Origin of the sequence: Aureimonas pseudogalii, from assembly GCF_014196835.1 — a bacterium.
In the GTDB taxonomy this organism is placed as follows: domain Bacteria; phylum Pseudomonadota; class Alphaproteobacteria; order Rhizobiales; family Rhizobiaceae; genus Aureimonas; species Aureimonas pseudogalii.
Window position 1 is genome coordinate 1 of sequence record NZ_JACIEK010000030.1, and the last position, 18,943, is coordinate 18,943.

The 18,943-nt window shown below is 64.8% G+C and carries 17 protein-coding genes and 1 pseudogene; 7 read left to right on the forward strand and 11 right to left on the reverse strand.

Annotated features, from left to right (window positions below; genetic code table 11):
• Nucleotides 1-225: 225 nt before the first annotated feature.
• From istB (GGR04_RS22825) to istA (GGR04_RS22840), 4 genes and pseudogenes are all read right to left on the reverse strand, one after another.
• Nucleotides 226-954, reverse strand: a complete 729-nt coding sequence (istB, locus tag GGR04_RS22825; protein WP_183202781.1) for an IS21-like element helper ATPase IstB — start codon at nucleotides 952-954, stop codon at nucleotides 226-228.
• Nucleotides 955-959: 5 nt separating this feature from the next.
• Nucleotides 960-2,453 (reverse strand): annotated as a pseudogene (gene istA, locus GGR04_RS22830) (IS21 family transposase); the annotation flags it as partial.
• Nucleotides 2,454-2,765: 312 nt separating this feature from the next.
• A complete protein-coding gene (gene istB / locus GGR04_RS22835; RefSeq protein WP_183202809.1) occupies nucleotides 2,766-3,611 on the reverse strand; it encodes an IS21-like element helper ATPase IstB in 846 nt (281 codons plus the stop codon).
• 32 nt (nucleotides 3,612-3,643) lie between these two features.
• Nucleotides 3,644-5,143: an IS21 family transposase gene (istA, locus tag GGR04_RS22840; RefSeq protein WP_183202784.1), complete on the reverse strand. Its 1,500-nt coding sequence runs from the start codon at nucleotides 5,141-5,143 to the stop codon at nucleotides 3,644-3,646.
• Between the two features lie 119 nt (nucleotides 5,144-5,262).
• Between istA (GGR04_RS22840) and GGR04_RS22845 the strand changes: the two genes are divergently transcribed.
• From GGR04_RS22845 to GGR04_RS22870, 6 genes are all read left to right on the forward strand, one after another.
• The gene (locus tag GGR04_RS22845; protein WP_183202787.1) at nucleotides 5,263-5,550 is read left to right on the forward strand and encodes an efflux RND transporter permease subunit; all 288 of its coding nucleotides are present in this window, start codon (nucleotides 5,263-5,265) and stop codon (nucleotides 5,548-5,550) included.
• Between the two features lie 48 nt (nucleotides 5,551-5,598).
• Nucleotides 5,599-6,327 carry a response regulator transcription factor gene (locus GGR04_RS22850; RefSeq protein ID WP_183202789.1) on the forward strand — a complete coding sequence of 243 codons (729 nt, stop codon included), beginning with the start codon at nucleotides 5,599-5,601 and terminating at the stop codon, nucleotides 6,325-6,327.
• Complete coding sequence (locus GGR04_RS22855; RefSeq protein WP_183202791.1) at nucleotides 6,324-7,652, forward strand: ATP-binding protein; 1,329 nt, start codon at nucleotides 6,324-6,326, stop codon at nucleotides 7,650-7,652. Before GGR04_RS22850 ends, GGR04_RS22855 begins: the two co-directional genes overlap by 4 nt.
• A 131-nt stretch (nucleotides 7,653-7,783) precedes the next feature.
• The gene (locus GGR04_RS22860; RefSeq protein ID WP_183202793.1) at nucleotides 7,784-8,410 is read left to right on the forward strand and encodes a methyltransferase family protein; all 627 of its coding nucleotides are present in this window, start codon (nucleotides 7,784-7,786) and stop codon (nucleotides 8,408-8,410) included.
• A 157-nt stretch (nucleotides 8,411-8,567) separates the two neighbouring features.
• The gene (locus GGR04_RS22865) at nucleotides 8,568-9,380 is read left to right on the forward strand and encodes a MipA/OmpV family protein (protein ID WP_246393581.1); all 813 of its coding nucleotides are present in this window, start codon (nucleotides 8,568-8,570) and stop codon (nucleotides 9,378-9,380) included.
• A 417-nt stretch (nucleotides 9,381-9,797) separates the two neighbouring features.
• A complete protein-coding gene (locus GGR04_RS22870) occupies nucleotides 9,798-10,490 on the forward strand; it encodes an IS6 family transposase (RefSeq protein ID WP_446680289.1) in 693 nt (230 codons plus the stop codon).
• A gap of 18 nt (nucleotides 10,491-10,508) precedes the next feature.
• Here GGR04_RS22870 and GGR04_RS22875 read toward each other — a convergent pair whose 3' ends face one another.
• From GGR04_RS22875 to GGR04_RS22900, 6 genes are all read right to left on the reverse strand, one after another.
• A complete protein-coding gene (locus GGR04_RS22875; RefSeq protein WP_183202795.1) occupies nucleotides 10,509-11,681 on the reverse strand; it encodes an ABC transporter ATP-binding protein in 1,173 nt (390 codons plus the stop codon).
• A gap of 17 nt (nucleotides 11,682-11,698) precedes the next feature.
• Complete coding sequence (locus tag GGR04_RS22880; protein ID WP_246393584.1) at nucleotides 11,699-12,529, reverse strand: carbohydrate ABC transporter permease; 831 nt, start codon at nucleotides 12,527-12,529, stop codon at nucleotides 11,699-11,701.
• The gene (locus GGR04_RS22885; protein ID WP_183202796.1) at nucleotides 12,526-13,428 is read right to left on the reverse strand and encodes a carbohydrate ABC transporter permease; all 903 of its coding nucleotides are present in this window, start codon (nucleotides 13,426-13,428) and stop codon (nucleotides 12,526-12,528) included. Before GGR04_RS22885 ends, GGR04_RS22880 begins: the two co-directional genes overlap by 4 nt.
• An 87-nt stretch (nucleotides 13,429-13,515) precedes the next feature.
• Complete coding sequence (locus GGR04_RS22890) at nucleotides 13,516-14,730, reverse strand: ABC transporter substrate-binding protein (RefSeq protein ID WP_183202798.1); 1,215 nt, start codon at nucleotides 14,728-14,730, stop codon at nucleotides 13,516-13,518.
• 86 nt (nucleotides 14,731-14,816) lie between these two features.
• Nucleotides 14,817-15,713: a sugar phosphate isomerase/epimerase family protein gene (locus GGR04_RS22895; protein ID WP_183202800.1), complete on the reverse strand. Its 897-nt coding sequence runs from the start codon at nucleotides 15,711-15,713 to the stop codon at nucleotides 14,817-14,819.
• Between the two features lie 3 nt (nucleotides 15,714-15,716).
• The gene (locus GGR04_RS22900; RefSeq protein ID WP_183202803.1) at nucleotides 15,717-16,760 is read right to left on the reverse strand and encodes a Gfo/Idh/MocA family protein; all 1,044 of its coding nucleotides are present in this window, start codon (nucleotides 16,758-16,760) and stop codon (nucleotides 15,717-15,719) included.
• Between the two features lie 183 nt (nucleotides 16,761-16,943).
• Between GGR04_RS22900 and GGR04_RS22905 the strand changes: the two genes are divergently transcribed.
• Nucleotides 16,944-17,981 (forward strand): LacI family DNA-binding transcriptional regulator, encoded by a 1,038-nt coding sequence (locus tag GGR04_RS22905; protein ID WP_183202805.1) that lies wholly within the window; start codon nucleotides 16,944-16,946, stop codon nucleotides 17,979-17,981.
• An 85-nt stretch (nucleotides 17,982-18,066) separates the two neighbouring features.
• Here the strand turns inward: GGR04_RS22905 and GGR04_RS22910 are convergent, their stop codons facing one another.
• Nucleotides 18,067-18,777 carry an IS6 family transposase gene (locus tag GGR04_RS22910; RefSeq protein ID WP_183202807.1) on the reverse strand — a complete coding sequence of 237 codons (711 nt, stop codon included), beginning with the start codon at nucleotides 18,775-18,777 and terminating at the stop codon, nucleotides 18,067-18,069.
• Nucleotides 18,778-18,943: the final 166 nt, after the last annotated feature.

Genomic DNA, 18,943 nt, shown 5'->3' on the forward strand with positions numbered 1-18,943 from the left:
TCAAGAGAACGATGTATGGCCGAGCCGGCTTCGATCTCCTCCGCGAGCGCGTTCTCGCATCAACCTGACAGCTTCACACAGTTTGCGGGAGAACCGGAACGGGACCCCTTATCGGCGTGCAAAGGGGACCCCTCTGCCGGATGGTGGACACGCCAGGGCCTCATGAGCGCGTAGCCGTAGGCGGAGCGGTCATGAGGCCCTGGCGTGCGGCGGCAGATGGCGGGATCAGAGGCGGTTCTTGAAGCGCCAGCTCTCGTTGCCGGTCTCGACGATGTCGCAGTGATGCGTGAGGCGGTCGAGGAGCGCGGTGGTCATCTTGGCGTCGCCGAAGACCGAAGGCCATTCGCCGAAGGCCAGGTTCGTGGTGACGATCACCGAGGTCTGCTCGTAGAGCCGGCTGATGAGGTGGAACAGGAGCTGTCCGCCGGACTGGGCGAACGGCAGGTAGCCGAGCTCGTCGAGAACTATGAAGTCCATGCGCGAGAGGTAGTCCGCCATGCGACCCTGGCGGCCCGCTCGGGTCTCGGCCTCGAGCTTGTTGACGAGGTCGACGACGTTGAAGAAGCGGCCTCGGGCGCCTGCGCGGATGCAGGCCCTTGCGATGGCGATCGCCAGATGGGTCTTGCCGCTGCCCGTGCCTCCGATCAGGACGGCGTTGCGCTGATGGGCGATGAAGTTGCCCGACACCAGGTCGCGCACCAGCGTCTCGTTGATCGGCGTGCCGTCGAACACGAACTCGTCGACGTCCCGGGCAAGCGGCAGCTTGGAGATGGTGATCTGGTACTTGATCGAGCGCGCCTGCTTCTCGCTGATCTCGGCTTGAAGAAGGTCTCCAACGACGCGGCTCGGCTCGTGCTGGCGCTTCACGGCCGCGGAGATGATCTCGTCGAAGGCTGCCTTCATGCCGTAGAGCTTCAGCTCGCCCATGGCGCCGAGGATCTCGGAGCGTTCCATCACAGTGCTCTCCTGAGGTTGTCGTAACGTGCGCAGTCGGCCACCGGCTCGTGGCGCAGACGCAGCGCGTCCGGGGTCATGATGGTGATCGGGCGCGCGGGCTCGCGAGCCCGCGCCAGGATGTTGAGGATCACGTCGGCGGAGTGGACGCCCTCGCCGAGCGCTTCCAGGCAGGCCGCTTCCACCGCCGGAAGACCGTCGCTCAAGACCGCGGTGAGGATGTCGACCATCTGGCGACCGCCGTCGGGTGATGCGCCCAACTTGCGGCGGACACGCTCCAGCCCCGCCGGCAGAACCCAGTCCTTGAAGGGCGCGCCGTTGCGTAGCGCGCCCGGCTTCTTCGCCAGCACCGGCACGTAATGCCAGGGATCGTAGATCGTCTGCTCGCGCCCGAAGCCACGCGTGTGTTCGCCCACGATCCGACCCTCCTGGCGGATCTCGATCCGATCGGCATAGGCGCGGATCTCCACCGGGCGTCCGACGGCACTGGCCGTGACCGAGTAGCGATTGCTGTCGAAGCGTACGAGGCACGTCTTCGACACGGCGGCCTGCACCCCGTGGAAGCCGTCGAAGTGACCGCGATAGGGCACAAGGCTCCCCCGCTCGGCTTCGAACGCCTCCCACACCGTTCTGTCTCGCAGTTCGGGATGGCGGTGCGCCTTGGCGAAGGCGATCGTCCTGTCGAGCAGCCAGGCGTTCAGCTCCTCGTAGCTCTTCACCCGAAGGCGGGGCGTGAAGAAGCGTTCGCGCACCAGCCCGACCTGGTTCTCGACCTGACCCTTCTCCCAACCCGACGCTGGCGTGCAGGCAACCGGATCGACCAGGTAGTGTCCGCACATCTGAAGGAAGCGCCGGTTATAGGCGCGATCGCGGCCAACGTAGATCGCGTCCACGGCCGTCTTCATGTTGTCGTAGATGCCCCGCGTGCAGGCGCCGCGGAAGAAGGCGAACGCCCGGTCGTGGGCGTCGAACACCATCTCCTGGCTCTCGCGGGGATAGGCTCGGACGAACATCATCCGCGAATGGCACAGGCGAACGTGGGCGACCTTCACCTGCATCGTCGTGCCGTTGATCAGCACGACCTCATGACTCCAATCGAACTGGTAGGCCTCGCCCGGATCAAAGCTCAGCGGCACAAAGGCCGAAGCCGTCACCGAGGCCTGCTCGCGCTGCCACCCTCGAGCGTAGCGGCGGACTGCATCGTAGCCGCCCTCGTAGCCGAGCCCACGCAGGTCCTCGAACAAGCGGATCAGCGTCAGTCGCTCGCGGGACGGGCGCGCCTGGTTGGTCGCCAGCATCCGGTCCAGCTCGGGCGTCCACGCCCCAAGCTTCGGCATCGGCTGCACCGAACGCTCGTAGCTGAACGACGTCTCGTCCGAGCGCAGGACCTTGCGTACCACTTTCCGGGAGACCTTCAGCTCCCGGCAGATCTCCTTGATCTTCTTCCCCTGCACGAGGTGTGCCCGACGGATCTTCGCGATCGTCTCCACGACAAGCATCCCAAACTCGGCCTCCAATCCATATCGGAAGCACTGTGAACCCTCTGCGTCAGAGGGGTCCCGTTTGGACGCCGATCACCCCAAAAACAGGGGCCTTATTCCACGCCGATTCACAGGGACCGTTTCCTACCGTGTTGCTGTTCCATGGCTCAGAAGGCACCTGGTCCGGTTGGATCGACGCGACCGCTGTCAACGGCGGAGCAATTCCAGGCCAGTGCGGCGGAGTAAAAGCAGGCCACGTTGCCGGGAGGGGCGCGACACAGGAAAGGGCCCGATCGGGCCCTTTCCTGTGTCGCGAGGATCGTTTTTTGATCAGGGTTGGGTGATCTCGCCGGTTCGTGGATCGACGGCGTCGGCAGCACTGGCCTGGTTTTGCTCCGCCCTGGCGGCGGCGCGTCTTCGTCCGGCGGATTGCTTGAGGCGGTAGCTGTCGCCGTTCATCGTCAGGATATGGACGTGGTGCGTCAGGCGATCGAGCAGCGCGCCGGTCAGCCGCTCGGACCCCAGGACGCTCGTCCAGTCCTCGATTGGAAGATTGGACGTGATGATCGTCGAGCCGCGCTCGTAGCGCTGCGAGAACACCTCGAACAGAAGCTCGGCACCGGTTGCCGACAGCGGCACGTAGCCGAGTTCATCGACGATCAGCAGCTTCACCGCCTGAAGTTCGCGTTGCTGCTTCAGAAGGCGACGCTCGTCGCGGGCTTCCATGAGCTGGTGGACGAGCGCCGCCGCGGTCGTGAACGCGACGGTGAAGCCCTTCTGACACGCGGCCAGACCGAGCGCCAAGGCCACATGGCTCTTGCCGGTGCCCGAGTTGCCGAGCGCGATGACGTTCTCTCGGCGCAGAATGAACTCGCACCGCGCCAACTCGAGCACCAGCATCTTGTTGAGGCTGGGGATGGCGGTGAAGTCGAACGTGTCGAGGCTTTTGACCGCTGGGAACCGCGCCGCTTTGATCCGCTGCTCGATCGTACGCCGCTCCCTGTCGATCAGCTCCAGCTCAATCAGGCGCAGCAGATAACGGGGATGGTCGACGCCCTCGCGGGCGCATTCGCGGGCGACCTTGTCGTACTCCCGCAGCACCGTCGGCAGCTTCAACTGCTTCAGATGGTGCGCGAGCAGGATCTGCGGCGTACCGCTCGTCGTGCCTGTCGGCATCGCGTTCGTGCCTGTCTTGCCTGCCTGGCCGCTCATGCCGCTTGGCTCTCGACCAGGACGGCGTAGTCGGCGGCCGCGGTCGTCCTGACATCCATCTTCGGCAGGTGCGGATAGCGAGCAAGATCAAGCCGCAGGGGCCGTCGCTCGATCCGCGACAGGGCGATCAGCTTGATCGCATCGAACCCCACCGCGCCAAGCCGGATCGCTTCGCTTGACGCACCTGCCACGACCTCCATCGGCATCGCCTCCATCAGCCGCAAGACCTGGATGAACTCCCGCTTGCCCCGGTTGCCCATGCGGGCTTCGAGAAGATGGCGCAGATGCTGAAAGGCCTCGGGCAGGTCCCAGCCCTGCAACGGTGCGGCCTGGTCGAGAGCGTTCGGCTTCATCTCGATCAGCATCAGGTAGTGCAGCGGGTCGAAGACGAAGGCGCCGCTCGCATAGGACCGCCGGTGCCGGGCGATCTCCTCGCCGGCACACAGGATCACCACCTCGTCGATGAAGCCCTTCACCAGCACGTCGCGGAAGCCGAACGCCGTCGGCACCGAATAGTCGTTGCAACGATAACGAACCAGAGAAGTCGACGAGACCCGGGCAGCCCGCTTCTCGCACGGCTCCAGCGCCACCGCGGGCAGATCCCGGAAGGCGGCTAGATCGGTCACGAGGCGCTTGCCGATCGTCTCGGCATGGCGTCCGGCGATCTCGCCTTGCCGTTGCCGACAACGATCCGCCAGCATCGCGTTCAGATCCTCAAAGCTGGCGGCATGCGGGATCGGCGTCATGAAGTTCGACCGGGCATACTTCACCAGTCCTTCGACCTTGCCCTTGTCGTTCCCCTTGCCGGGCCGTCCGAAGCGGTCCCGGAACAGGTAATGGCTTTGAAGTTCGGTGAAGGCCCTCGTGCGCTCCCGCTTGCCGTCGCCACATATCTTCGCCACCGCGATCTTGGTGTTGTCGTAGAGGATCGACAGCGGCACGCCCCCAAAGAAGGCGAAGGCCGACACGTGCCCGTCGAGGAAGGCCTCCGTCGTCTCCCTCGGATAAGCCTTCACGAACGGCGCATCCGACTGCGGCACGTCCATGCAAAAGAAGTGGATCTTCTGCCGGACCCCGCCGATCACGCCGACGGCCTCGCCGAAGTCCACCTGGGCATGACCCGGTGGATGCGCCAGCGGAACGAAGGTCTCGCGCAGGCGCCCTCGGGCGATCCGCACATGGTCCTTCACCACCGTGTAGCCACCGGCATAGTCGTGCTCGTCACGCAGCCGCTCGAAGATCCGCTTGGCCGTGTGACGCTGCTTCACCGGCGCCACTCCGTCCGCCGCCAGGATCGCATCGATGACCGGGAGCAGCGCTCCCAGCTTCGGCTTGGCGACCGGCTTCGTGCGCGTGTAGCCCGGCGGCAACGAGAACCGGCACATCTTGGAGATCGTCTCGCGGCTCAACCCGAACACCCGGGCCGCATCTCGCTGGCTGTTCTTCTCGATCATCACGAAGTGCCGAACGGCGGCGTAGACTTCCACGGCAAACATTCCCGGCCGTCCCCCGCAAAAGAGAACAGCCTAACCCCTGACCGGATTTTACTCCGCTGCGCTCGCCATCATGACGGCGCTCCCGTGGCCTGGTTTGTCACCGCCGTGCACAGACCGCGATGCACGAGGCGGCGGCGGAGCGGGCTCGCCCGATCCTGACGACTACGCTCGCCATGGCGACCGGAATGGCGCCGGCGGCATTCGGCACCGGAGACGGCGGCTTCCGCGCGCCGATGGAGATCGCGGTGATCGGCGGCCTCGCCGCTTCCACCATCCTGTCGCTCGTCGTGGTGCCGACGCTCCACTGCCTCGTCGCGGATGCTGGCACGCAGTTCGGACGCCTCTGGTCGCGTTTCACCCCTTCCACTAAACACCAGAGAGCCGAAGCGCTGGAGCAAACCTCCTGATGTCGGCACGAACCAGAGCGTGTCGGTCGATCGAGGCACGAGGATGCGATGAACCAGCCGAACGCTATCAAGCTGCCCAGCATTCTGATCGTCGAAGACGATTTCGAGATCGCCCGCATGTTGGCCTCGACGTTGACCGAGGCCAACATGAAGGCCCGCATCGCCGGCGACGGAATCGAGATGGATTCCTGCCTGCATCGCGGAACTTTCGACCTGATCGTCCTCGACGTCATGCTGCCGGGCGAGGACGGGTTCAGCCTCTGTCGCCGGCTTCGCGCCAGCATGACGGTGCCGATCATCATGCTGACCGCCCAGGGCGAGGAGATCGACCGCATCGTCGGACTCGAGATCGGGGCCGACGACTACGTGACGAAGCCGTTCAGTGCCCGGGAGGTGACGGCCCGCATCAAGTCGCTTCTGCGCCGCGCCGCCTATGCGCCCGCCGAACAGGAGGTGCGCAGGCCGCTTCGCTTCGACGGCTGGACGCTCGACCCGCAGCGTCGCCAAGTGCGCGATCCCAGCGGAGCACGCGTTTCGCTCACGACCGCGGAGTTCGACCTCCTCCTTGTCTTCTGCAAGAATCCCGGCCGCATCCTGACGCGTGAGCAGTTGCTTGCCCACACCCACGCGGGTCTTGCTGGCCCCATCCAGCGCAGCATCGACGTCCATGTCGGGCGCTTGCGTCAGAAGATCGAAGCCGATCCCAGCGAGCCGCTTCTCTTGAAGACCGTGCGTTTGGGGGGCTACATGTTCGCAGCGACCGTCGAGCCCGCATGAGGCGCCTGTTGCGGCGTTGGACGCCACACACGATCCGCGCACAGATCAGCCTCATCATCGTCATCGCCTTCGTCTCGGTGGTCTTGACCGGACGCGGCGTCGAGCAACTCAGCCAGAGCGACTACTTCGCGATCCAGGACGGCGATGCGATCATCGAGCGGGCCGAGACGGTTGCGATCCTCTTGCGTCATGCGGACGAAGCCGAGCGTCCCGCGCTCGTCGGCTGGGCGGCAGATCTGCGACTGGATCTAGCGCTGATCGACGACACGGAACTGATCCCCCTGATCACGAAGTCGTCGTCGCCCAGCTTGATCGACACGGTGGGCCTCTGGTTGTTCCCGTCCGACAGAGAAACACCTCCCGGGGGCCAGAGGTTTCTCATCGATGGCCATTCGGCACTGTCTCTTCCAATCGATGGTCGAACGGTCCTGCTCATCCGCAATCTGCCGGACACGTTCAGTACCAACGACTTCATCAGCCCGCTCAGCTACTACGTCCTCGGCTTCCTCACGCTGCTCCTGTTCTTCTCGATTTATGCCGTACGCAGCGTCACCGCCCCGCTGGCGCGGATGTCCGACGAGCTGAACCGCTCCGACGGCGTCAGCGAGGATCGTTCCTTCGCCGAGGCCGGCACCGCCGAGGTCGTCGACCTCGCGCGGGCGTTGAACGGCATGCGCATCCGCATTCGGGAGATGGTCGACACGCGCACCCGCATGCTGCGCAGCGTCAGCCACGATCTTCGCACGCCTTTGACACGGCTGCGGCTGCGCACCGAACGCCTCGACGGAGGCGAGTTGCGCGAGGTCATGTTGGCCGACATCGACCACATCAACGCACTCGTCGAGGAAACGCTCGATTACCTGCGAACCGACGCATCCGGCGAAGAGCTCGAGCGCACCGACATCGCCAGCCTGATGCAGACGATCCAGGCGAACTTCTCCGATGTCGGCTTTGCCGTGACCTATGTCGGGCCTGATCGCCTGATCGCCATGTGCAAGCCGAACGCGTTCATCCGGGCGGTCACCAATCTCTGCGACAACGCCGTCAAGTTCGGGAACCACGCTACGATTTCTCTTTCGCGAGAGGACTCGACCATCCGCGTCGATGTCGCCGACAACGGGCCGGGCATTCCGAGCGACCGACGCCAACTGGTTCTCGAGCCCTTCTTCAAGTTGGATGCTGCCCGCGGCGCCGCCCAGAAAGCAGGTTTAGGCCTTGGCCTTTCGATCGTCGCCGACATCGTCCGGGCCCATGGCGGGCGTCTCGAATTCCATGACAACCGACCCCGCGGACTGATCGTGCGCGTGCTGTTGCCTGCCGCCTGAACTGTCGCAGCTCCAGCGCCTCGAACGTTCACATTTCAACATAAAACAACGCTCATGACGCCTCCCCCAGGCGGTATCGATCGGGAACGGAAGCGGCGTCGATCGTCGCTCCGCCTTCGGACGGGACGGTCATGACGCACATGGGCACCAATCTCCACGGCCTCGACGAGCTCCAGTTGCGGCGCAAGACGACGATCCGGATCGCGGTCCTCCTCTTCGCGCCGCTGGTGATCTTCGGTACCGATGCCGCCCCGGAAGGCAGCGCGTATCGGATGGGAGTCGAGACCTTTGGCTTCTTGCTCGTCTTTGCGGGTATCCTCGGCCGTGCCTGGAGCACGCTCTACATCGGCGGACGAAAGGCGCGGCAGCTCGTCATGGTCGGTCCCTATTCGGTGAGCCGCAACCCCCTCTACGTCTTCGTCGCCGTCGCGGGTCTCGGCGCCCAGACGGGGAGCCTCGTCGTGGCCTGCCTTTTCGTCGCCGGCGCTTACCTGATCTTCGCGCCGGTCGTCCGGCACGAGGAAGGGGCCCTCGACGCGATCTTCGGGTCCGAGTTCGACGCCTATCGCGCGCGGGCCCCCCGCTTCCTGCCGCGTCTCTCGCAGTGGCGCGACGTCGCTCATCTCGAGATCGATCCGAAGCGCTACCGGCAGACCGTCCTCGACGGCTCGATCATGCTGGGCCTCGCGCTCGCGATCGACGCAGCAAACGGACTACGGGCTCTCAGCCCCGCCCTGCCCCTCTTGCCCCTCCCCTGAACCTTCCCGGTCGCCGCGGGCGACGGCTACACGCTTCGACGGCGAGCTCCGCTCCATTTGCCGACGGCCGAAGCCCTTGGGGCCGGCAAGGAAACGGCACGCTTTTCTTAGAGCCCTTTTCCACCGACGGGAATCTCACATGCCCAAGCGCCAGTTCATGCTCGTCGCCTTCATTCCGCTGTCCTTGCTCCCTGGCCCTACCCTGGCCGCGGATACCGGAATGTTCGAGGCACAGGAACGGGAAGCGACGGCCGTTGCATCCGGCGTCGACCTCATCTTCGAGATCGGCGTGAGCGGACAGGTCTCGCCGGAATACGAGGGGTCCGACGAATACTCTGTCTCACCGTTCCCTATCATCGGCTTTGGCTACCTTAACATCCCGGGACTGTTCGAGATCGGCAGCACGGGGCCGGACGAAGGCGGGTTCTCTATCAATCCGTCCTTCAACATGACGGGCGAGCGCAAGGCGGGCGACTTCGACGACCTGAAGGGTCTCGACGACGTCGACGCGACCTACGAAGTCGGCGCCAAGGTCGGCTACGAATGGGGTTACGCGGAGATCTATGGCGAGGCTCGGTACGCGTTCGGCGGTGCGGAGGGCATCGTCGGCGAGCTGGGGGCGAACGCCATCTACCGCCCGACGAAGACGATCGAGTTGAAGGCCGGGCCCTTTGCGACACTGGCCTCCGAGGACTTCACCGAAACCTATTTCGGCGTAACCGCCGCGGAAGCGGATCGCATTGGCTTGCGTCTCGAGGCCTACGATCCAAAGGGTGGTGTGAAGAGCGTCGGCGTCTCGGGTTCGGCCCGCTACGAGTTCCGCAGGGACTGGTTCCTCAACGCAGACGCCTCGTACAGCCAGTTCGTCGGAGACGCCAAGGACTCGCCCATCGTGAAGGCCGGCGACAAGAACCAGTTCACCGTCGGCTTCGGCATCTCGAAGCGCTTCGAGATGGATCTGTTCGACTGATGTGGCACGATCGCACCCGGTGACGAACGGCTGGAGACAGGATGCGACGGCTTCTTCCCGCTATGGTCCTGACCCGTGAAACTGATCCGATTATTGTGAGGAGATTTGCGACAAGTCAAATTTCAGGGCAAGCTCTAGGCCAGAGCATTCTGGCTGGCAAGAATCGCCCATGTTGAAAACGGCTCCGTTGCAAACTTTTGGAGCTCTAAAACCTAGAAAATCCATCTTGGTCTGCATTCGGAGCGGATGCTGATTGGCGATTTCAGATCCTGTTATGACCTTGGAGGGGTGGTGATGACCTTCGCTTTGGCTCGGCGTTGGCGGACGGCAGAATTAAATTCTGGGGGCTCTGTTTCAAATCCTCGAAGGCGGTAAGAGTCTACTGCGTAGAACGCGACGGATGGCGGGGACTTGGACGTGAGTTTGGCGTTCAAAGGCCGGCACTTCGCCCCAGACATCATCCTCCGTTGCATGCGATGGTACGGCCGCTATGCGCTGAGCTACCGCGACCTTGAGGAGATGATGGCCGAGCACGGCCTATCGGTGGACCACACCACGATCTACCGATGGATCCAGCACTACGCGCCCGAGCTCGACCGGCGCGTCCAGTGGTGCCGGAACCGCAACAGTGGCAGCTGGTATGTCGACGCCGAATGGATGTACCTATACCGCGCCATCGGCGATCAGGGTGAGACGCTCGACTTCCAGCTATCGCAGAAGCTCACGACGAAGGCGGCCAAACGCTTCCTCATCAAGGCTTTGAACCGGTCGCCGCACAACCGGCCATCGGCGATCTCGACCGACAAGAACCCGGCCTACAACGAAGCGATCGCCTCGTTGCGGCGAGAAGGGCGGCTCGCCGCCAAATGTCGGCACCGGCAGGTCAAATACCTGAATAATAATCGGCTCAAGTCCGACCACGGCAAGCTGAAGCAGCGGATCCGCCCGGTGCGTGTCTTCCAGTCACAGAAGACGGCTCGCAATGCCATCCGCCGCTTCGAGACGATGCGGATGTTCCGGAAGGGCCAGTTTCGCTCGATGGTCGACAGCCTTGCCGGTGGATCGAAGGCCCGCTTCATCGGACGGCTGTTCCAGGTGTTAGTCGCCTGAAATTGGAACAGAAGGGGATCATTGCGGCCTTGTTGGCTTTTCGCAAGGGAGCCCTTCCGATTCGTCATCCGGCGACTTTGCGGTTCGGGCCGTCGCATCTTTCAGCCGGAGTCCAGTCTGTGGATCGAAGAGGTGAACCTCCTTGGCCAGGATAGACAGCGTTAGGGCGTCGCCGGCGCGTTCTCGGCGCCGCGTGGCCGTGGCGACGCAAACGGAATGGGCACCGAGGCGAGCGACGATGTAGGTCGCGCTACCGGTCGACTCCACCGTCTCGATCACGCCGGAGAGCTCGCCGTCGGCTTTCGCGTCCAGCAAGCACAGATGCTCCGGCCGAAGACCGACGAGAACGGCGCGTCCAGGTTCGAAACGCCGGTCGAGCGCCACGGTGTTTTCGGTGCCATCGATCCGCGCGCTAGTCCCGTCCGGCTCGATGCGGGCGGGCAGGATGTTCATCGCTGGCGAGCCAATGAAGCCGGCGACGAAGGTGTTGGCGGGCCGGTCGTAGAGTTCGAGTGGCGGCCCCTGCTGCTCCACGACGCCGGCGCGTAGCACCACGATGTGGTCGGCCATGGTCATGGCCTCGATCTGGTCGTGGGTGACGTAGACCGAGGTCGCACCCAGCCGGTCGTGCAGCCGGCGGATCTCGCCGCGCATGTGGACGCGAAGGCCTGCGTCGAGGTTGGACAGCGGCTCGTCGAAAAGGAAGACCTTGGGCTCGCGCACGATGGCACGGCCCATGGCGACGCGCTGGCGCTGGCCGCCGGAGAGCTCGCGCGGATACTTTTCGAGGAGGGGCGAGATACCAAGCGTCTTAGCTGCCATGGTCGTCGCGGCCTCGATCGCCTCGCGCGCCATGCGCCGCAGCCGCAACGCGTAGGTCATGTTCTCGGACACGCGCATGTGGGGATAGAGTGCGTAGGACTGGAAGACCATCGCGATGTCGCGCTTGCGCGGCGGCAGACGGGTGACGCTCTCGCCGGCGATGCGGATGTCGCCCGAACTCGCCTGTTCCAAGCCTGCGAGCGTGCGGAGGAGCGTCGACTTCCCGCAGCCGGAAGGGCCGACGAGCGCGACGAAGGTGCCGCGCGGAACGCGCACGTCGATGTCGCGCAGCGCATGGAAAGCGCCGTAATGCTTGTTCAGCCGCTCGATCTCGATCTGATGCGCGCGTGGGTTCGGGGGCTGGTTCATGGGATTGGACCCTTCCATCACTTCAGCGCGCCCGCGGTGAGGCCGCTGACGATGCGTCGCTGGAGAAGCACGAAGACGAGGAGGACCGGCGTCACGTAGACCGTCGCGTAGGCCATGACGGCCGTCCAGTCGTTGGCGTTTGGACCCATGAAGGCCTGCAGGCCGACCGTCGCGGTCTGGTACTCGTCCTTGGCAATGAGCGAGCGGGCATAGACGTACTCTCCGAAGGACTGGAGGAAGACAAGCACCGAGGCGATGAGGATGCCGTTGCGCGCGAGCGGCAGGACGATGCCGAGATAGGCCCTCGGGCGGCTCGCGCCATCGACGAGCGCGGCTTCCTCCAGGTCGCGAGGTACCTGCACGAAGCTCGCGCGGCAAAGGACGATGTAGAGGGGCAGCATCTTGGCGGCCTGGGCGAGGACCACGGACAGGCGTGGCGTGTCGAGTAGACCGATCTGGCTGAACATGACGAAGAGAGGGGTCACCATCAGCGAGGGCGGCAACACCTGCATCATCAGGATCGCAAACAGCGCCGCGTCGATCCACAGGTTGCGCCAGCGTGCGAGAACGTAGGCGCAGCCCGTGCCGAGCGTGACGACGATCGCGGTCGCGCCGCAGGCGATCAGGAGCGAATTGCCGACATACAGGGGCAGCCGCGTGCCGGAGAGGACGCGGCCGATGTTCCACTGCGGATCCTGCGGCCAGAAGGTCGGTGGGTAGCGGAAGATCTCGCTGCCGCTCTTGAACGCGGTTACGTACATCCAGAAAAGCGGAAAGAGGTAGAGCGCGGTGAGCGCGATGCCGACGAGCGTGAGGAAATGGCGGCGCTGCATGGGAAAGCCTTTCATGCCGCCTGCTCGTGGCGCGTCGACCAAGTGTAGAGCGCCGCGACGAAGACGACGAAGACCACCATCACGGCGGCGACGGAGCTGCCGGCGGAGATGTCGTAGACCTGAAAGGACAGCTGCCACGACCAGTACTGGGCGACGTTCGAGGCGTTCGAGGGTCCCCCTTGCGTCAGCGCGGCGACGAGATCGAACTGCTGGAGCGTGAAGATGATGCCGAGCGAAGAGACGGCCGCGAGCGGGGCGCGCATTAGTGGCAGCGTGATGCCGACGAAGCGGCGGAGGGAACCGGCGCCGTCAAGTTCGGCAGCCTCGTAGATGTCGCGGGGGATTGCGGCAAGACCCACCGAAAGCATCAGCATGTTGAAGGGGATGCCGAGCCAGACATTGGCGATGATGACGGCATAGAGTGCATAGGCGGGATCGGAGAGCCAGAAGATACGTTCGTCGATCAGGCCGAGGGAAACGAGCACGTAGTTGACGACGCCCGTGTCGCCCGACAGCAGCCATTTCCAGATCGCGCCGACGACGAGCGCGGGCATGATCCAGCCCGCGAGGAAGAGGCCACGCATCAGCCCCGCGCCGGGAAAGCCCTGCGCGAAGAAAAGTGCGAGCGAGAAGCCGCCGAGAAGCTGGAAGACGACCGAGAGCGAAACGAAAAGTGCCGTGTTGATGATCACCGGCACTGCGAGCGGATCGGCGGCGATGCGCCGGTAGTTGTCGAGCCCGACGAAGGGACGGTCGAGCGTCGCAATGTTGAAGAGGTCCACCTCCTGCAGGGACATGATGCCCGTGTAGACGAGCGGAAACAGGGAGAAGAGCAGGAGGAAGAGAACGGGAAGGAGGACGAGCAGAACGTCGAACCCTCGTCCGTCTCGAATGCTGCCAAGAACTGCGCGCATGGACCGGCTTTTCACCTGTGTTCGGGCTCGTCGGGAGGAGAGGGATGCGCGGCGGCCAGGGAGGGTGGCCGCCGCGCCTGACGGCGTTCAGCGGCCTGGTAGACCGTCGATCGTTGCCTGTGCCGTCTTGAGAGCCGTCGCTGCGTCGCTTTGGTGGGTCAGCGCCGACTGCACTGCGGTGTAGATCGCCTTGGAGATCTTCGACCATTCCGGGCTCGGGCCACGGTTGCGGGCGAACTTCATGCTCTCGTCGAAGGTCTTGAACGCGGCCGCGTACTGGGGATCGGAGACCGAGACCTTCGAGGCGGGCAGATAGCCGAACTCGTTCCAGACGCGGGGCATCTGGGAATACATGTACTCCACGAAACGAAAGGCTTCGGCCGGATGCTCGCTGGCGGCGAGGACGACGTTGTCGCCTTCGCCGAGCGCCGAGGCGCGCGGCGCGCCCGGCTCGGGCAACGGCAGCATCGCCACGCGCCAGTCGAACTTGGCCTCCTTCGACATGCGCGGCAGCTCCCAGGGCCCGGAAATGACCATGGCCGCATTGCCGGCGTTGAAGGTGGCCGTGGAGTCGTACTGGCCGCGGACCAGCGTGTCGGGAGAGGCGAGCTTCTCATCGAGAAGCGTCTGCCAGAACTCCAGTGCCTTGATGCCGCCGGGCGTGTCCAGCTTGTCGTAGTCGCCGCCCGCCATCTGAAGCCAGGGCAGGAACTGGAACGTTCCCTCCTCCGTGCCGACGGCGCTGAAGGCGAGGCCGTAGACGTTGTTGGCGGGATCGTTCAGAGCCTTGGCGGCCTTGTGGAACTCGTCCCAGGTGGTCGGCGGCTTCTCCGGATCGAGGCCCTTGGCCTTGAACATGTCGGCATTGTAGTAGAGCGCGATCGTGTTGGCGCCGCGCGGAACGGCGTAGAGCTTGTCCTCGTAGGTCGCCGCCGACAGCGGGCCGGGATAGATGTCCGCCGGCTTGACGATGCTCGACGCGGCGACCATCGGCGTCAAATCGGTCAGAAGGCCCTTGGATACGAGAAGCGCGATGTCGGGATTGTCGACATAGGTCACGTCGGGTGCCCCGCCGGTCGCCACCGCGCGCGCCAGATCGTTCACGACGTCGGGAAACTGCACGACCTTGACGTTGATCTTGATGTCGGGATTGGCCTTCTCGAACTCGGCGGCCATGGTCTGGTGATAGTCCGGCGGACTGACGGTCCAGACCTCAAGCGTCACGGGCTCGGCCCTGGCCGCGGTCGTGACAAACAGTGCGGCGGCGCCCGCCAAAAGCATCGTCATTCTCGTCATGCGCATGTCCTCCTCCTTGGATGTTAACGATGCGTCGCGGGTGCCACTCCTCCCGGCACAGGTCGATGGGCCCGCAAGCCGCACGAGAGGCCTCAGCCCAACGGCAGAAGGGCCCCGCCGCGGCAGTGCTTCAGATGGTTGAGGGCATGGACCTGCCCCGTCAGCTCCAGCGCGTCGCGATAGACCGGGTCATGCCAGCCTTCGATGTCGATCGAGCCCGACCAGCCGGCGAGCCGCAGTTCCGAGATCACGTCGGTCCAGTTCGTGTCGCCGAAGCCGGGGGTGCGCATGAAGGCGAAGGGCACCTTGCCGAAGATGCCGTGCTCTGCAATCACCTCGCGGCGCACGGTGGCGTCCTTGCCGTGGACGTGGAAGATCTTGCCCGCCCATTTGCGGATCTGAGGTAGTGGATCGATGAGATAGACGAGCTGGTGGCACGGCTCCCATTCGAGGCCGAGATTGTCCTCCGGCACCGCGTCGAACATCAGCTCCCAGGCATCCGGCGTGTGGGCAATGTTCCAGTCGCCGCTCTGCCAGTTGCCTTCCATCGCGCAGTTCTCGAAGGCGAGACGCACGCCCCGGTCCGCGGCCCGCTTCGACAGTTTGCTCCACACCGCCTTGAAGCGCGGCAGGCTGTCCTCGATCGGCTTTCCCCGGACGCGGCCGGTGAAGCCGGCGATCGTGCGGGCTCCGAAGAGATGGGCGTTGTCTATCAGCGCCTCCCAACCCTGCAGGGTCGCCTGATCGAGCTCGCCCGTCTCGAGCGGATTGCCAAACATGCCGAGCGTGTCGACGACCACGTCCCGGCCATCGATCGCCTCGTGGATCTCGGCGGCCAGGCGCGGCAGATCCTTGTCAACGACCTGCCAGAAATACGGCTCGAAACTCTCGAAGCCGTGAGGAACAAGGCGACCGATCTCGGCGGCCGGGTCGGCATCGTTCGCCTTGATCATCGTGCCGATGCGGATGGGGCCGGGGGTCTGGTTCATGGATCAGGTCTCAATCTCGATGCGGCGTCCGGTTCTCGCGCTTTCGATCGCCGAGAGAACCATAGCCAGGGTCGCAAGGTTGGAGGCGCCGTCGGTCTCGGCCGGACGGCCGCTCTCGATCGCCTCGAAGAAGCTGCGCATCACGCCGGCATGGCCGCCGATCGCGGCGTCCGGATCAAGGTCCGGAACGTCGAGGACGCGGGTCGGGCGCAGGAGGTCCCCCGACGCCACGACGCCCGCTGCGGGTTCGACAACGATCTCGGCGGCGATGGCGTCGTGCCCGTCCCAGACGAGGCTACCCTTCGTCCCGACGATCCGCCAGCGACCCTCCCAGGAGGTCTGCAGCCCCTCGGCGCACCAGCTTCCGCGATAGGAGAACAGCGCCCCCGAGCGCATGCGAAAGGCGGCGACGGCGCTCGAACCCTGCTGGAACCAGGACGAGGCCGGGTCCCATTCCTCCGCCATGACGCTCACGGCATCCTCGCCCGAAAGGGCGCGCGCCGCGTCGAAGGCGTGGACGGCCATGTCGAGAAGGAGGATGTGATCCATCTCCTCGCGAAAGCCGCCGAAATGGGGGCCGATGAAGAAGTCGCAGTGAAGGCTCGTCACGGCGCCGACGGCGCCCGAGGCGACGAGGCTTCGGATCCGCCGCACGGGCGCGATGAAGCGACGGTTCTGCACGACGACATGGTGTTTTCCGGCCGCCCGGGCGAGCCCCGCCAGCCGCCGCGCCTCGTCGAGATTGGCCGCCATCGGCTTCTCCGACAGGACATGGCAGCCGCGCGTAAGCGCCGTTTCCACCACCTCGGCGCGGGCTTCGGGAACCACGATATCGAAGACGACATCCGGGTTCGTCGCAGCGAGGACGGCAGTGAGATCCGAGCCGACGGTTGCGGTGGCGAGCGAACGCGATCTCGCCGTTTCGCGAGCCCGGTCTTCGTCGCGATCGACGAGGCCTACGATCTCGACGTCGGATCGCTGGGCGGCGGCATCGAGCCAGACGCGGCTCATGGCTCCACAACCCACGACGACAGCGCGGTGCAGCATTTCTATCCTCCCAAGAGGCCGCCGATCTCAACGTCAAGCTGGCTTCGTAAACGTTTACGATAGTGTTTGCTTGCCGATGCCTTGTCAAGCGCCGGTGCTCGCTTCCTTGCCGGGGATCTCCTATGTTGCCGCCATGCGCTCGGCCGCCCTGTCCGACATCCCCTTCTCGAGACGACCGGCCCGATGCGGATCCACGACCTCGCAAAGCACCTGAACATCTCGATCGGGACCGTGTCCCGCGCGCTGAACGGCAAGCCGGACGTCAACCCGGAGACGCGAAAGCGCGTGCTCGCCGCCGCCCGGGAACTCGGCTACGCGCCGAACCAGTCGGGCCGCTCCTTGCGCAAGGGCACGACCGGCACGGTCGCCTTCGTCGCCGAGACGAGCCCGCAAACGCCGGGCGAGAGCGCGGCCTTCTTCATGACGCTCTATCAGGGCATCCAGTCGGTGACGGACGCAGCGGGCCTCGACCTCATCGTCCTGATGTGCCCGGCGAACCAGGACCCGGAAGCCTTCATGCGCCGCGCGGTCGCCCGCGGCGTGGCGGACGGCTTCATGCTCTCGGCGACGAGGCGGCGCGACCGGCGCATCTCCTTTCTCCGCGAGGAGGGCATTCCCTTCGTCACGCTCGGACGCAGCCTGACGGTGCGTGACGGGGCCTGGGTGGACATCGACTTCCACGCCATCGCGGCCGAAGCCGTCACGCGCCTCGCCGCACTCGGTCGGCGCCGCATCGCCCTTTCGGTCTCGCCCGGCGAGGCGAATTTCGTCTCCGTTTCGATCCAGGGATACCGCACGGCCCTCCGTCGCCTCGGACTTCCCTTCGATCGCTCTCTCATCCTCACAGTTTCGCCCGACACGGCGGGCGGCTTCGTGACAGGGCGCAGCCTCGCGGCCATGGACGAGCCGCCGGACGGGTTGATCCTCGGCAACGACCTCATGGCGGAGGGCCTGTTCCGCGCGCTGCAGGAGGCCGGCCTGCAGCCCGGCCGCGAGATCGCGGTCGTCGGCCAGCGCCGGATCTCGCAGAACGCCTATCTCAACCCCACGCTGGCGAGCTTCGATATGTCGGTCGGGGACATGGGGCAGGGTCTTGCGATCCGCCTGCTACGACAGATCCCCGCCTATGCAGCCGCCGTCGCCGATCTTGCCGCTAGCCCCAGCCTATGCCCCATCCGCTTCGTCGAAGGTGCCAGCATCGGGCTAAGCTGCCAACTGTAGAGGCTCGACAGATGGTTCTGTTGCAAAGTTTCGGCTCCGTTGCGAATATCCGATCCGGCCGCGCTGATCCCTTTCTGTTCCAATTTCAGGCGACGAACACCTGAAACAGCCGTCCGATGAAGCGGGCCTCCGATCCGCCGGCGAGGCTGTCGACCATCGAGCGGAATTGCCCCTTCCGGAACATCCGCATCGTCTCGAAGCCCCGAATGGCGTTGTGGGCCGTTTTCTGAGACTGGAAGCCACGCACGGGGCGGATCCGCTGTTTGAGCTTCCCATGATCGGACTCGAGCCGATTGTTCAGGTATTTGATCTGCCGGTGCTGGCAGCTCGCCGCGAGCCGTCCCTCTCGCCGTAGTGAAGCGATCGCCTCGTTGTAGGCCGGGTTCTTGTCCGTCGAGATCACCGAAGGCCTGTTATGCGGCGACCGGTTCAAAGCCTTGACGAGGAAGCGTTTGGCCGCCTTTGTCGTCCGTTTTTGCGACAGCTGGAAGTCCAGCGTTTCGCCCCGATCGCCGATCGCGCGGTAGAGGTACATCCATTCGCCACGGACCTTCACGTAGGTTTCGTCGACATACCAGCTGCCGCTACTGCGGTTCCGGCACCACTGGACGCGGCGGTCGAGCTCGGGGGCGTAGTGCTGAACCCAGCGGTAGATCGTCGTGTGATCGACCGAGAGGCCGCGTTCGGCCATCATCTCCTCGAGGTCACGGTAGCTCAGGGCGTAGCGGCAGTACCAACGCATGCACAGGAGGATGATGTCGGGGGCGAAGTGCCGGCCCTTGAACGCCAAACTCATGCTCGAGCCCTCGCTGTCCGCCGTCTTCAGAGCCTCAGGCTCTCACTGCCTTCGGATCTTTGCAACAGAGCCTGGTTGATCGGCATGGCGTGCGAGCAACGCTCGCCCTTGGTTTGTCGCTCGTTGGTATCGGGTGCCTGATCGTCTCCGCGACCAGCAGCGCATA

Coding starts and splice junctions, on each gene's coding strand:
- istB (WP_183202781.1), bottom strand. CDS start 954: ATGGAACGCTCCGAGATCCTCGGCGCCATGGGCGAGCTGAAGCTCTAC.
- istB (WP_183202809.1), bottom strand. CDS start 3,611: ATGCCGACAGGCACGACGAGCGGTACGCCGCAGATCCTGCTCGCGCAC.
- istA (WP_183202784.1), bottom strand. CDS start 5,143: ATGTTTGCCGTGGAAGTCTACGCCGCCGTTCGGCACTTCGTGATGATC.
- GGR04_RS22845 (WP_183202787.1), top strand. CDS start 5,263: ATGCACGAGGCGGCGGCGGAGCGGGCTCGCCCGATCCTGACGACTACG.
- GGR04_RS22850 (WP_183202789.1), top strand. CDS start 5,599: ATGAACCAGCCGAACGCTATCAAGCTGCCCAGCATTCTGATCGTCGAA.
- GGR04_RS22855 (WP_183202791.1), top strand. CDS start 6,324: ATGAGGCGCCTGTTGCGGCGTTGGACGCCACACACGATCCGCGCACAG.
- GGR04_RS22860 (WP_183202793.1), top strand. CDS start 7,784: ATGACGCACATGGGCACCAATCTCCACGGCCTCGACGAGCTCCAGTTG.
- GGR04_RS22865 (WP_246393581.1), top strand. CDS start 8,568: ATGCTCGTCGCCTTCATTCCGCTGTCCTTGCTCCCTGGCCCTACCCTG.
- GGR04_RS22875 (WP_183202795.1), bottom strand. CDS start 11,681: ATGAACCAGCCCCCGAACCCACGCGCGCATCAGATCGAGATCGAGCGG.
- GGR04_RS22880 (WP_246393584.1), bottom strand. CDS start 12,529: ATGAAAGGCTTTCCCATGCAGCGCCGCCATTTCCTCACGCTCGTCGGC.
- GGR04_RS22885 (WP_183202796.1), bottom strand. CDS start 13,428: ATGCGCGCAGTTCTTGGCAGCATTCGAGACGGACGAGGGTTCGACGTT.
- GGR04_RS22890 (WP_183202798.1), bottom strand. CDS start 14,730: ATGCGCATGACGAGAATGACGATGCTTTTGGCGGGCGCCGCCGCACTG.
- GGR04_RS22895 (WP_183202800.1), bottom strand. CDS start 15,713: ATGAACCAGACCCCCGGCCCCATCCGCATCGGCACGATGATCAAGGCG.
- GGR04_RS22900 (WP_183202803.1), bottom strand. CDS start 16,760: ATGCTGCACCGCGCTGTCGTCGTGGGTTGTGGAGCCATGAGCCGCGTC.
- GGR04_RS22905 (WP_183202805.1), top strand. CDS start 16,944: ATGCGGATCCACGACCTCGCAAAGCACCTGAACATCTCGATCGGGACC.
- GGR04_RS22910 (WP_183202807.1), bottom strand. CDS start 18,777: ATGAGTTTGGCGTTCAAGGGCCGGCACTTCGCCCCCGACATCATCCTC.